The sequence below is a fragment of the Paenibacillus sp. USHLN196 genome (assembly GCF_037144955.1).
In the GTDB taxonomy this organism is placed as follows: domain Bacteria; phylum Bacillota; class Bacilli; order Paenibacillales; family Paenibacillaceae; genus Paenibacillus; species Paenibacillus xylanexedens_C.
The window spans coordinates 24871-38257 of sequence record NZ_JBBCYH010000019.1; the positions used below are offsets into that span (position 1 = coordinate 24871).

10 protein-coding genes are annotated in these 13387 nt (G+C 49.3%); all 10 read left to right on the forward strand.

From position 1 onward, the window contains the following. Positions 1–149 precede the first annotated feature (149 nt). The 10 genes from WFI24_RS30095 (at position 150) to WFI24_RS30140 (ending at position 13295) form a co-directional block, all read left to right on the forward strand. Positions 150–341, forward strand: a complete 192-nt coding sequence (locus WFI24_RS30095) for a hypothetical protein (protein ID WP_145326365.1) — start codon at positions 150–152, stop codon at positions 339–341. A 477-nt stretch (positions 342–818) separates the two neighbouring features. Next, complete coding sequence (locus WFI24_RS30100) at positions 819–1583, forward strand: copper homeostasis protein CutC (RefSeq protein ID WP_336765542.1); 765 nt, start codon at positions 819–821, stop codon at positions 1581–1583. 29 nt (positions 1584–1612) lie between these two features. After that, a complete protein-coding gene (locus tag WFI24_RS30105; protein WP_336765543.1) occupies positions 1613–3073 on the forward strand; it encodes an alpha-L-fucosidase in 1461 nt (486 codons plus the stop codon). Between the two features lies 1 nt (position 3074). Continuing rightward, entirely contained in the window at positions 3075–4832 is a 1758-nt protein-coding gene (locus WFI24_RS30110) for a glycoside hydrolase family 35 protein (protein ID WP_336765544.1), read from the forward strand. 104 nt (positions 4833–4936) lie between these two features. After that, complete coding sequence (locus WFI24_RS30115) at positions 4937–5803, forward strand: sugar phosphate isomerase/epimerase family protein (RefSeq protein ID WP_145326361.1); 867 nt, start codon at positions 4937–4939, stop codon at positions 5801–5803. Positions 5804–6056: 253 nt separating this feature from the next. Next, positions 6057–7115: a Gfo/Idh/MocA family protein gene (locus tag WFI24_RS30120; RefSeq protein ID WP_336765545.1), complete on the forward strand. Its 1059-nt coding sequence runs from the start codon at positions 6057–6059 to the stop codon at positions 7113–7115. 787 nt (positions 7116–7902) lie between these two features. Further along, complete coding sequence (locus WFI24_RS30125; protein ID WP_336765546.1) at positions 7903–9315, forward strand: alpha-L-fucosidase; 1413 nt, start codon at positions 7903–7905, stop codon at positions 9313–9315. A 314-nt stretch (positions 9316–9629) separates the two neighbouring features. Then, positions 9630–10607 (forward strand): ABC transporter permease, encoded by a 978-nt coding sequence (locus WFI24_RS30130; protein ID WP_105602244.1) that lies wholly within the window; start codon positions 9630–9632, stop codon positions 10605–10607. A gap of 15 nt (positions 10608–10622) precedes the next feature. Further along, on the forward strand, positions 10623–11531 hold the full coding sequence (locus WFI24_RS30135) for a carbohydrate ABC transporter permease (RefSeq protein WP_336765547.1): 909 nt from the start codon (positions 10623–10625) through the stop codon (positions 11529–11531). A 129-nt stretch (positions 11532–11660) separates the two neighbouring features. Next, the gene (locus tag WFI24_RS30140) at positions 11661–13295 is read left to right on the forward strand and encodes an ABC transporter substrate-binding protein (RefSeq protein ID WP_336765548.1); all 1635 of its coding nucleotides are present in this window, start codon (positions 11661–11663) and stop codon (positions 13293–13295) included. Positions 13296–13387 lie beyond the last annotated feature (92 nt).

Genomic DNA, 13387 nt, shown 5'->3' on the forward strand with positions numbered 1-13387 from the left:
AGGTTGTTCTGTCATCAAAAGTAGAATACGTTGGTATGACAAAGGACACTGTTCGCGGGTGTCCTTTGTTGTAACACAGAATAGCTGCTGTTATGATAGTGTTATGAGATTCGTAGTTCTGAACAATGGGGTCAGGGGTGTTGCGAGGAATGAGAAATTATAATTTTTTGAGTCCAATCCTGCTGGTTGTGGTGGCGCTGATTGTGAGAAGCCTAGTGACGAACCTGGGAGTTCTGTTCGGCTTATCACAAGAAGCAGCGAGTAATATTGCCATGATTGCCATGTTGATTGCTGCACTGATCATGTTTAATCGAATGACGAAGGCTCGGCGTAAAAAATAGAAAAAGCTCAGATAACCTAGAGGTTATCTGAGACATGAAGACACCCTCCGGGTGTCTTTTTTTGTATTGACGTTCTGATCCTAACGTTTTAGACTATTGCTAATAAATAATAACGTTATAAATAACAAAAATAACAGAAATCAATCAGACAAGGTACTGATGTCCGTTGCACTCTCTATTTGCCAGCCCCATTCCGGTCACACAAAGGAGAATCCATTCATGAAGATCATTGCGGACAAACCATATACCTTTCAGGAAGGTCATCCTTTGCCGATCTGGAAGCTGACCGTCGCCCATAGAGGACCGCAGGAGCACTGATGATGCGCTTTGTCGGTCCTTTATGTCATGGAGCAGTGTAGTGTACCAGTACGATGATGTGATGTTCATGAATGCTGGAACGATCGGATGAGAAAGCAGGTTAAGCATTTCTGATGTGAGCGCGTCTTATGATGAATATGGATGAAGGGAGCGATCCTTATGAAAAGACAGCCTATATTGGAAGTCATCGCTGTGGATGCGGCAGATGCCAAAGCAGCTGAGGAGGGAGGGGCTGATCGGATTGAGCTGGTGTCTGCGATGTCTGAAGGAGGACTTACCCCCAGTTATGGCGTCATGGAGCATGTGGTGTCCCAGGTATCCATTCCGGTGTATGTCATGATCCGTCCCCATAGCCGTTCGTTCCGCTATAGCGCAGATGACATCCACGCCATGACCAGGGATGTACGCGTGGCGAGGGAACTTGGAGCCACTGGCATCGTGATCGGCGCTCTTACAGGAGCTGGTGAAGTCGACCTCATATCTTTGCAATTATGTATGGCCGAAGCTCAGGGTTTGGGCGTTACGTTTCATCGTGCAATTGATGTGAGCACAAGCCTGACTGAGGCGCTCAAGACCATTAACACATTGGGCAATGTGGAGCGTGTGCTTACATCGGGAGGAAAACGGACAGCGCCTGAAGCGATGCTAGAACTGAAACAACTCCAGCAATTGGGGCAAACCTTGAACATCGCTGTCATGGCAGGGTCGGGGGTCACCATAGAGCGGATTCAAACGCTAGTGAGTCAGACGGGTATCACGGAAATCCATATGGGATCAGGCGTGAGGTACAAAGGCAGCTTTAATTATCCCATTGATCCACATTTGGTTGCAGAAGCCAAGCAGAAGTTATTGCTTGCATCACAGCCGTTCATGGACAGTAGTGCACTGAGTGGCGGTACGAGCAAGGGTGGTCCAATGATATAGGGAGCACTAAATAAAAGGAGTGATACGCCATGAATTATGAACTGCAATCAGCCGAATGGATTAAGGCCGCAGCACAGGTCAGCCCATCCGAACGCCAGCTGAGATGGCAGGAGATGGAGTTCTACGCGTTTATTCATTTTACGGTAAATACATTTACGGATCAGGAATGGGGCACTGGGGAGGAAGACCCGTCGATTTTCAATCCTTCTGAACTGAGCGCAGTGCAATGGGTGCAGGCATGCAAGGCTGCGGGGATGAAGGGGCTAATTTTGACGTGTAAGCATCATGATGGGTTTTGTTTGTGGCCGAGTCAGTTTACAGCGCATACGGTCGCGGCTAGTCCGTGGAGGAACGGTGCGGGGGATTTGGTTCGGGAAGTCGCCGATGCCTGCCGTGAGGGCGGATTGAAGTTTGGCGTGTACCTGTCTCCTTGGGATCGGCATGAAGCCACGTATGGAGATTCCGAGAGGTATAACGAGTTTTTCCTCCATCAGTTGCGCGAGCTGCTCACGAATTATGGCAACATCTTCTGTGTATGGTTTGATGGTGCATGTGGTGAGGGTCCGAATGGCAAAAGGCAGGTCTATGACTGGGACGCCTATTATGCGCTTATTCGTGAACTTCAGCCTGAGGCTGTCATATCGGTATGTGGCCCGGATGTTCGCTGGTGCGGCAATGAAGCGGGGCATACGCGGGAATCGGAATGGAGCGTTGTGCCAGCGCATATGCAGGATAATGAGAAGATTCAGGAGCAATCGCAACAGGTGGATGATGGTGAGTTTGCCACAAGGATCAATACGCAGGACAGTGATTTGGGAAGCCGAGAGGTCATTCGTTCCCAAGGTGAGCAACTGATCTGGTACCCTGCCGATTTAAATACCTCGATTCGCCCAGGATGGTTCTATCATGCCAGTGAAGATGATCAGGTCAAAACATTGGAAGAATTGCTTGCCGTCTATTACGGCGCAGTAGGGGGCAACGCCACCTTTTTACTCAATCTGCCACCGGATACACGTGGTCTCATTCACGAAACGGATGTGGAGCGACTACAGGAATTGGGAGATTCACTGCGTACCATTTTCCAGGAAAATTTGGCCTTGCAGGCGCTGGTAAAAGCATCAGAGACGAAGGATGAACAACATACCGTATCGGAGGTGCTGACGGAACGACGGGATACGTATTGGTGTCCGCACGAAGGAACGGAGCAGGCTTGGATCGAGCTGGATTTGCAGGAAGAAAGATCGTTTGACCGGGTGGTGCTGATGGAACATATCCAGACAGGCCAACGGATTGAGCGTTTTACACTGGAGTCACTGAGGGCAGATGGTGGTTGGGAAGAGTTCTACAAGGGGACCGTGGTGGGGTATAAGCGAATTTGCTGTTTCCCACAGGTCACATCGAGAAGGATGAGATTAACCATTCATGAATCCAGATGGTGCCCTACGTTGTCTGGATTAGGCATATATCTGAGCGAGAGGGGAGGGTTGTAAAATGGCGGTGCTGACGTATAAAGGTTCACAATTTATGTATGATGGCGAGCCTATTCGGATTATATCGGGTGCCATCCATTATTTCCGAGTGGTCCCCGACTATTGGGAGGATCGGTTACTCAAGCTGAAAGCCTGCGGTTTCAATACAGTGGAAACGTATGTGCCATGGAATGTTCATGAGCCACAGCAGGGGCAGTATTGTTTTGAAGGCATGGCTGATCTGGAACGATTTATTCGCACTGCGGGAGATGTGGGTCTGCATGTGATTGTTCGCCCAAGTCCCTATATATGTGCCGAGTGGGAGTTTGGGGGGGTGCCCTCCTGGTTGCTCGCGGATGATGCCATCCGTCTTCGGTGTAATGATACAAAATTTCTGGAGAATGTGGATCGTTATTATGATGTGCTTTTGCCCAAATTGAAACCTCTTCTTAGCACTAATGGCGGGCCGATCATCGCAATGCAGATTGAAAATGAGTACGGCAGCTTCGGGAATGACGCGAGTTACCTGCGATATTTGCGTGATGGCATGGTGGAGCGCGGTATGGATGTGTTGTTATTTACTTCAGATGGACCGACAGACCACATGCTGCAAGCGGGATCAGTGCCAGGGCATCTGGCTACGGCTAATTTTGGATCAGGGACAGAGGGAGCGTTTGCCAAGCTGCGTGAATATCAGGCGGATGGACCTTTGATGTGCATGGAGTACTGGAACGGCTGGTTCGACCACTGGGGCGAGTCGCATCACACCCGAGAAGCCGCAGATGTGGCTGGTGTGTTTGAGGAGATGCTCCGGGCAGGCGCTTCGGTTAACTTTTATATGTTCCACGGCGGCACGAACTTCGGATTTTACAACGGGGCGAACTGTCAGCAGAAGGATCAATACGAACCAACGATTACAAGTTACGACTACGATTCACTGCTCAGTGAATCCGGGGAGCCGACAGCAAAATTCCATGCGGTGCGTGATCTAATTGCTCGGTATAGCAATGAAGATATGGGTGAGCTTGTGCTGCCAGAACCAAAGGGAACCATCGCCTATGGGCGAGTGGAGATGAATCAGCAGGCATCATTACTGGCGCAGATGGACCGGATATCAGTCCCGGTGCAGCGTACGAATCCGGAACCGATGGAGAAGCTGGGTCAGGATTATGGCTTTATTTGTTATCAAACCCGGATATCCGGGCCCAGGGAGCGACAGGAACTGGTGGTTCAGGAGGTGCGTGACCGTGCGCTTGTGTTTGTTGATAGGCAATTGCAGGGTGTATTGGAACGCGGAAATCCAGCATTTTCGATTTCCTTTGAAGTGCCGCCAGAGGGCGCAGATCTATTGATCCTTGTTGAAAATATGGGTCGAATCAACTATGGCCCGTACCTGAGAGATCCGAAGGGGATTACGGAGGGGGTGCGGCATGGCTTTCAATTTTTATATGATTGGACGATTCACTGTCTTCCCTTAACGGATCTGTCGGGCTTGCAATTCAGCGATGTGATTAGCGAAGTACAGGGACCGGCATTTTATCGAGGAGAGTTTGATATCACGGATGTAAGAGATACTTTTCTGCGACTGGATAACTGGACCAAAGGGGTTGTATTTGTAAACGGATTCAACCTGGGGCGCTACTGGAATAAAGGACCGCAAAAAACGTTGTATGTACCAGCCCCGCTTCTTCATGAAGGTGAGAATGAAATCATGGTATTCGAGCTACATCAGACGGATGATCAGGCCGTAACGTTCGTGGATACACCGGATTTGGGCTAGAAAAGGAAAAAAGTAGAGCCAAACGATTATTGGCAATTGTCGTGTCCGCCGGAAAAAGGTATACGTTGGGTATGGACATCGACTACAGGAGAGGATGAGGGAAAATGAAAGTTGGACTCAGCACCTACAGTCTTCAACAAGCACTGGATCGCAAAGAATTAACCGTGCCGGATGCCATTCGTTGGATCGCCGATCAGGGCGGGGAACATGTGGAGATTGTTCCGATGGGATTCAGTCTGATTGATAATCCGGAGTTGATTGATGAGATTAAAGCTGTGGCAAAAGAGGTCGGGATCGACATTTCTAATTATGCCATCGGCGCTAACTTTGCTGTGCAGGAGGACGCTGAAGCATTGGAGCAAGAGATCCAGAATGTGATGCGACATGTGGATGTGGCAGCAGCGCTTGGTGTGAAGCTAATGCGTCATGACGTGGCTTTCCGCCCTGCACCTGAGGGAACCGTAGCACAGTTCGAGGTTGACCTACCCGTACTGGTGAAGGCCTGTCAGCGGATAGCCGATTATGCAGCGGATTTTGGAATTACAACAAGCGTGGAGAACCATGGGTACTATGTGCAGTCGAGTGAGCGAATTCAGCGTTTGCTACACGAAACAGCGCGGAGCAACTTCAAGACCACACTGGATGTCGGCAATTTCCTCTGTGTGGATGAAGATCCGGTGAGTGCCGTAAAAAATAATATTCCGTACGCGTCGATCGTGCACGCCAAAGACTTCTACTGGAGACCTTCCTACCGGAATCCCGGTGAAGGGTGGTTCCAAACCTCGCATGGCAACTACCTACGAGGAGCCATTGTAGGCCAAGGTGATATCGACATGCCGGAGGTATTCCGTGTGTTGAAACAATCCGGGTATGACGGATATATCTCGGTTGAATTTGAAGGCATGGAGGATTGCAAAACCGCCTCACGCATTGCCATGGATAACGTCCGCCGCCTATGGGAAGAGGCATAGGGCTGAGTACTTGTTTTAAATGAATAAAATTGAATCAAATTCTAAAGAAGGCGTGAGTAACAGAGGGGAAGCTTGGAACTGTAGGAGCGTTAGCGACCGCCTTTGTCTGCGGATTTCAACCGCTAGAGCGGTCAATAAAAAAAATTTGCAGACAACAGCGGCCGAAAGTCCAAGCATTCACCGTCGTTACGGTAAACCGAATATTATAATTTCCTGAGTCAATTCATATGAAAACGATGGAGGAATCAGCACTATGTCCAAATTGAAAGTCGCCGTTATCGGTGCCGGATCCATATCCGATTGCCATTTGCAAGCCTATGCCAGTAACCCGGACGTTGAAATATATGCTATCTGTGACCTGAATGCAGAACGTGCCGCAGGAGTGGCGAAGCAATATAATGCACCTCATGTGTTTACCGATTACAAGGAATTGCTCGCCCTGCCTGAGATTCATTCCGTCAGCATCTGTACATGGAACGACTCCCATGCGGAGATTAGCATTGCTGCTCTCGACGCAGGCAAAAACGTGTTATGTGAGAAGCCGCTCTGCCAAACGGTGGAGGATGCGCTCGAGGTAGAGAAGGCAGTTCATCGCAGCGGAAAGCTGCTGCAAGTCGGTTTTGTTCGCCGCTATAGCGACAATGCACAGATTCTGAAGAAGTTTATCGACGAGGGTGAACTGGGCGAGATCTATTATGCCAAAGCCTCCAGTCTGCGTCGTCTGGGCAATCCGGGTGGCTGGTTCTCGGATATCAACCGCTCCGGCGGCGGCCCACTGATCGATATCGGTGTGCATGTGATCGATATCTGCTGGTATCTGATGGGCAGACCGAAGGTAAAGTCTGTCTCCGCTAACGTGTCCAACCGATTGGGGAACCGCTCGAACATTAACAATCTGTCGTTCTACAAAGCAGCGGACTATGATGCGAAGCAGAACACCGTTGAAGACATGGCGAATGCCCTGATTCGTTTCGAGAACGGAGCGAGCCTGCTCGTGGACGTCAGCTTCACGCTTCATGCCAAAGCGGATGAGACCTCGGTCAAACTATATGGCGACAAAGGCGGTGCCGAGCTGGAGCCGGAAATTTCGATTATTGGCGAGAAATTCAACACCATTTTGAACATGACGCCGCAGGTGGATTTCAAGTCATTCGACTTTATGGGCTCATTCCGCAATGAAATCAACCATTTTATCGACAGCACGCAGGGCCGTAAAGAAACCCTTAGCCCAGTAGAGGACGGCGTCGAAGTGATGAAAATGCTATGTGCCATCTACGAATCAGCACGCCAAGGCCGCGAAATCACGATATAAAAGGAGCATTGCAATAAGTGGAAGCTACTGTACTCGGAGTTATGAGCACTATGCTCCTTTTCAATAAAAAGCTCCGCTCCGGGCGGGTTGCGTAGTCGTCCTCTCGGCCCGCGATTGGAGCAGAGCATGGAGTGAGCGCTAACGAATCTGGGACGTCTTATTCAAGGATTTGGAGCCTCTTCAGAAATCTAAGGAATCTGACACACGCTATATCAGAATAAACAGCCGATTACAGCGTTTTTGGTAGGGAATCTTGGGAAATAACGTGTCTAATGTTCCTTAGAATTAAAAAAGAGGACCTGAGGACCAAATAAGACGCCCTGTGTTCCTTAGAAATTCATCTACGCATTCGCCAAGATCAGCCAGCTTGGATTTCATTATAGGAAAGAGGAACCCTGGGTCCATAGCGATTGCAGATGGCACCACACTCAAAACGACGAAGTTACTACGCCCTTAATAGTTGATCTTACCGTTTACGCCAAAACGGAAGGTACAGAACCTATCCGAAGCAGCAAAGCTAAAAGCTTCGGAAGATCCTACCACATTAAAAGCGACAGGATTTACGATGTCCTTCTTAGTTGAATTGAACATTTACACGATAACGGAGAGGGCAGAAGAAATCTGAAGAAGCGGAGCGCTCGCCTTTATCCCCGGATTTTCCCTCTAGGGAAATAATCATAAAAATCTGGGGATAACAGCGATCGGAAGATTATTCTGACCGCGCAGTGGGCGAGTGTAAAGCTATGTATCCAACGTGAGACATCTAATCTAAAGGAGATGAATCAGGATGAGCGAAACCAAAGAAACCGTACTGGAGCAGGAAGAACAGATCGTCGAAGCCGGCGTACACAATTTTAGCAAAGAGGAAGAGTGGATCAAACCGGAAGATCCACTACTGAATGAGCGGCTGGAGTGGTTCAAGGACCAGAAGCTGGGGCTGATGATGCACTGGGGGCCGTATTCCCAGCTTGGTCTCGTGGAGTCCTGGGCACTGAGCGACGAGGATGGCGATTGGTCGCGCGATGACATCGACTGGACGGATGACATGGAAGATTTCAAACGGGAATATTTCGATCTGAACAAAACCTTCAATCCGATTCGCTTCCAGCCCGAGGAATGGGCACAGATGGCGGCAGACAACGGGTTCAAATACTTCCTGTTCACCACCAAGCACCATGACGGTTTCTGCATGTGGGATACCAAGACGACGGATTACCGGATTACAGGCAAGGACACGCCTTTTCATACCCATAAGTATGCGGACATCTGTCGAGCGCTATTTGACGCTTTCCGGGCCAAAGGACTCGGCATATCAGCGTACTTCTCCAAAGCGGACTGGCACACCCCGTATTACTGGGCACCGGGCATGGAACGTGGTCGTCATATGTGGCGCGGGCCCTCGTATGATCCCCATAAGTATCCGTGGCTGTGGGAGAAATTCGTGGAGTTCACACATGAGCAGATCATGGAGCTGCTGACGAATTACGGACGGATCGAATGTCTGTGGCTGGATGCCGGCTGGGTGCGCGAAGGTCGCCATGGTCAGGATATCAGGCTGGGAGAAGTCGTGGAACGGGCGCGTCAGACCACCCAGCCTTGGCTCCTGTCCGCAGATCGCACCGTGGGTGGGCCGTATGAGAATATCGTTACCCCCGAGCAGACCATACCGGAACATCCGATGAACATTCCATGGGAAAGTTGTATTACAGTGGGCAACTCCTTTGCTTTTGGATTCGATGATCAGTATAAAACGGGAAGACAGCTGGCACATATTCTACTCGAAGTCGTATCCAAAGGTGGTAACCTGGCACTGAATGTAGGACCGCAACCGGATGGCCGTCTGCCAAAAGGGGCAATTCGAGGCATCAAGGGCCTCGGTGAATGGCTGGGTACTCACGGAGAAGGTGTTTATGGAACCCGGATATGCGGGCCTTATTTTACGAAGGATTGGGCTTTCACGCAGAAAGAAGAGATCAACACCGTATATGCCTTCCGTATATACCGAAATGAGAATGAGACCGTACAACCACAGTTAATCATTCCTTATCTGGAAAAGGTAGAGCGGATCGAACTCATCGGTAGCGATGACGTACTTTCGTATCAGCAGACGGACGACGGACTTCTTGTGGATCTGCCCCAATCCGCTGCAACGAGTGAAGCGCCGATTACACATACGTTCAGATTGATCACAAGCGCATAGAATGCCATGTCAATTCCGGGGGAGATATAACAGCCTCCGGGATTTTTATATTCATACATAAGGGACATAATTCCCAATAGAAATGGCCCGAAATCGCTTGCCACATAAGGGTTTTTAGAATAAAGAGAAGTCGGAGAAAATTGCAAATTGATAAAAGAATACTGTACGAGGTACTATCAAATCAAGAAAGCGCTACCTGATATGAATGTTTACATCATCTTTGTTAAACAAGGAACTAGGAACAGAAAAAAGGATGTTTAAGGGATACGAATGTAATGTATTATTACACTTGAGGTGTAGAAGGAGTGACGCAAATGAGTCGAGCTACGGAAAGCATACCCGCCAAGATGGAACTCCAGCAGAGGAAACATGTGGAGCCCAAGCGGCAGCATCCATTCATCAAAAGCCTCAAGAAGCACTGGGAGCTATACCTGCTCGTGCTGCCCCCGGTGTTGTACCTGTTGATCTTCAAGTACATTCCTATGGTGGGTGTCCAGATCGCCTTCAAGGACTTCAGTGTAGTCAAAGGAATCTGGGGAAGCCCGTGGGTCGGATTTAAACACTTTGAAGCTTTCTTCCAATCTCCAAACTTCTGGCTACTGATCAAGAATACGATAGGCATCAGCTTCTATTCCTTAATTGCGGGTTTCCCCATTCCGATCCTGCTGGCCCTGGCACTGAATGAGATTCGAACGGGTTACTTTAAGAAGACCGTACAGATGGTTACCTACGCTCCGCATTTTATCTCCACGGTTGTCATGGTATCCATTATCATTCTGATGCTCTCCCCGCATGTGGGCGTGGTAGACAAGCTTTTCACACTGCTCGGCTTTCCGATGACCAACTTCATGGGTATTCCCGAATACTTCAAATCGATATATGTCTGGTCAGGTGTGTGGCAGGGCATGGGATATTCATCAATTATATATATCGCTGCTCTTGCTGGCGTTGATCCATCTCTCTATGAAGCAGCAAAGATGGACGGCGCATCAAGGCTTCGGAAAATCTGGCACATCGACCTTCCAACACTCGTTCCAGTCACCGTCATCATGCTGATTCTGAGTCTGGGAAGCATTATGGGCGTGGGCTTCGAGAAAATATACCTGATGCAGAATCCGCTCAACACAAGCGCTTCGGAGGTCATCTCCACGTATGTGTACAAGGTCGGTCTGATCGGGGCGAATTTCAGCTTCTCCTCGGCAGTAGGGTTCTTCAACTCCATTATCAACCTGATCCTGCTGGTTATCGTCAACGGCATATCCCGCAAAGTATCCCAGAACAGCTTGTGGTAAAGGAGGAGCTTATCCATGTTCAACCTGATTAATCGTAACCGGATCAAGGACCCGCTCGGTGATCGTATTTTCATGACAATTAACTACATCTTTCTGTTCGCCATACTGCTAACGGTGTTTTACCCGCTCTTGTATATCATCAGTTCTTCGTTTAGCTCTTCACGAGCCGTGACCTCCGGTCAGGTGTGGCTGTTCCCGGTCGATTTTAATATCAAGGCGTACATCTCCATTTTCAAAAGCCAACAGCTTATGCTCGGTTTCTATAACACGATCATCTACACCGTGGTGGGCACGTTCATTAACGTGGTGCTGACCGTCATGCTGGCGTATCCTTTGTCACGAAAATCGTTCTATGGACGAGGGGCCATCATTATTTTCATGATGATCACGATGTTCTTTGATGGTGGTTTGATTCCCACCTATCTCCTGATGAAGGACTTGCACCTGCTCGATACACGCTGGGCGATGTGGCTGCCCGGGGCGCTCGCGGTGTTCCAGGTCATCGTGGCGAGAACATTCTTCCAGTCTTCCATCCCGGAAGAGCTTGGAGAGGCCGCGGAAATGGACGGTTGTCGGGATATCCGATATCTGGTCAGTGTGGTTCTTCCCCTATCGAAGCCTATTCTGGCAGTCATGACACTCATGTATGCCGTAGGCCACTGGAATGCGTACTTTGATGCACTGATCTACCTGCGTTCCGAGAAATTGTTCCCTCTGCAATACGTGCTTCGCAATCTGCTCATCCTGAACGCGGCTGATCCGGCGATGCTCGCCAATACCAGCCAACAGATGCGGGACCAAGGGTTCGAGCAGGTGTTGAAATATGCGCTGATCGTTGTTGCGAGTATCCCAATTCTAATCATGTATCCATTTGTACAGAAGCATTTTGTCAAAGGGGTCATGGTTGGTTCCCTCAAAGGTTAATCCTTGTGAATTAAGCCCGGTTGCCTCTTGAAAGGAGGTGGAGTGAACACGCCGGCTTCCGGGGTCGATTTTATACGCTTGCACTACAACCCAATCATTTGCCGTTATGAACAAAAAGGAGGAGTCAGATTGAGAAAATCCTGGATTTCGATGTTGTTTCTGGTCTTTGCTTCGATGGTTTTGTTGTCCGCATGCAGTTCATCCGAGGAATCGGGTGGTAGCGACGGTAGCGGGGAGAGCGGCGGTCCTGTCACCATGACCTTCTTTGCTCCGCAAGGCAAAGCGTCCATGGAAGAGAATGAATTTACCCAATTTATCGAAGACAAGTTCGACGTGACCCTGAAGTGGGATCTGGCCCCAACGGACGCCTTGCAGGATCGCAGACAATTGCTGCTAGCCAGTGGTGATTATCCGGAAGTGTTTCTTCACGGCAAGTTCACCACCTCAGATCTACAAACCTATGGAAAACAGGGCGTGTTCCTTCCGCTACAGGATCTGATTAAGGAGTATGGTCCGAATCTGACCAAGATTATGGAAGAGAAGCCATACTTCAAAGAAGCCATCACGGCACCGGATGGCAACATCTATGCGCTGCCAATCTTCAATGAATGTTACCACTGTACGTATGCACAGAAATACTGGATCAACACGGAGTGGCTCGATAATTTGGGTCTGAAAATGCCAACCACAACAGATGAACTGTATACCGTTCTGAAGGCGTTTAAGACACAAGATCCGAATGGTAATGGGAAAGCGGACGAGATTCCACTTACAGGTGCACCGAACAAGTATGTATGGAATGGCAACATTGATGCCTACCTGATGAATAGCTTTATCTACAATGATAACGACAAGTACCTGATCGTGAACGATGGCAAGGTGAGTTTTGCCGCTAATCAGGAAGGCTGGAAGAAAGGGCTGGAGTACATGAACAAGCTGTATACAGATGGCCTGATTGATCCGGCTTCCTTTACACAAAATGATCAGGCCATCGGACAACTGGGCAACAAGGAAGGCGATGAAGTGGTCGGCTCCATTACGACGGCGCTGGTCAGTTATCTCGTGAATACCTATGACAAAGACATCACCCGTCACCAGCACTGGGAGATCGTTCCTCCATTGAAAGGGCCGGATGGGGTGCAGACGACAGGCGCCACACAGAGCGTAGGTGAGTTTGAGTTTGCCATCACGAACAAAGCGACAGAAGCACAGCAGATTGCTGCCATCAAAATTGTCGACTACATGTTCAGTGAGGAAGGTGCACTGTACGCGGAGTATGGTCCAACCGAAGGCAAGGGCTGGAAGAAGGCAGATGCTGATGAGAAAAACATCAATGGCGAGCCGGCCAAATACAGCTACTACAACCTGCCTGAGCGTGATCCGAATGTCGTTGTGAACGAGAGCTGGTCACAGATCGGAGCGCATGACTTGTCCAACACGTTCCGTAATCTGTTTGCAGAAGGACAGAATCCATTAGAAGCAGAGGGTTACGGTACACGTCTGGCTCAAGCAACCAGTGTGTATGAACCTTATGGACCCAAAGAAGTGTACCCTGCGAACGTGTTTATTCGACCAGAGGATACGGAATCAGCTGCACAACTGACTACCGCAATCAAGGATTATGTGCAGACGAATATGGCACAGTTCATTATTGGCAGCAAGAGCATTGATAAGGAATGGGATTCGTATGTCAAAGGCTTCGATGGCCTTGGACTGAGTAATTACCTTGAGATCTACCAGCGTGCCATTGAGAAGAATCAATAATTGTTGAAGGAATCAATATAGAGGCTGTCCCGTCTGTCACCCGTGACCGGGATGGTCTTCTCCTATGACAACCCCACGTCATCCAATATCAT

Coding starts and splice junctions, on each gene's coding strand:
- WFI24_RS30115 (WP_145326361.1), top strand. CDS start 4,937: ATGAAAGTTGGACTCAGCACCTACAGTCTTCAACAAGCACTGGATCGC.
- WFI24_RS30095 (WP_145326365.1), top strand. CDS start 150: ATGAGAAATTATAATTTTTTGAGTCCAATCCTGCTGGTTGTGGTGGCG.
- WFI24_RS30125 (WP_336765546.1), top strand. CDS start 7,903: ATGAGCGAAACCAAAGAAACCGTACTGGAGCAGGAAGAACAGATCGTC.
- WFI24_RS30110 (WP_336765544.1), top strand. CDS start 3,075: ATGGCGGTGCTGACGTATAAAGGTTCACAATTTATGTATGATGGCGAG.
- WFI24_RS30130 (WP_105602244.1), top strand. CDS start 9,630: ATGAGTCGAGCTACGGAAAGCATACCCGCCAAGATGGAACTCCAGCAG.
- WFI24_RS30120 (WP_336765545.1), top strand. CDS start 6,057: ATGTCCAAATTGAAAGTCGCCGTTATCGGTGCCGGATCCATATCCGAT.
- WFI24_RS30135 (WP_336765547.1), top strand. CDS start 10,623: ATGTTCAACCTGATTAATCGTAACCGGATCAAGGACCCGCTCGGTGAT.
- WFI24_RS30100 (WP_336765542.1), top strand. CDS start 819: ATGAAAAGACAGCCTATATTGGAAGTCATCGCTGTGGATGCGGCAGAT.
- WFI24_RS30105 (WP_336765543.1), top strand. CDS start 1,613: ATGAATTATGAACTGCAATCAGCCGAATGGATTAAGGCCGCAGCACAG.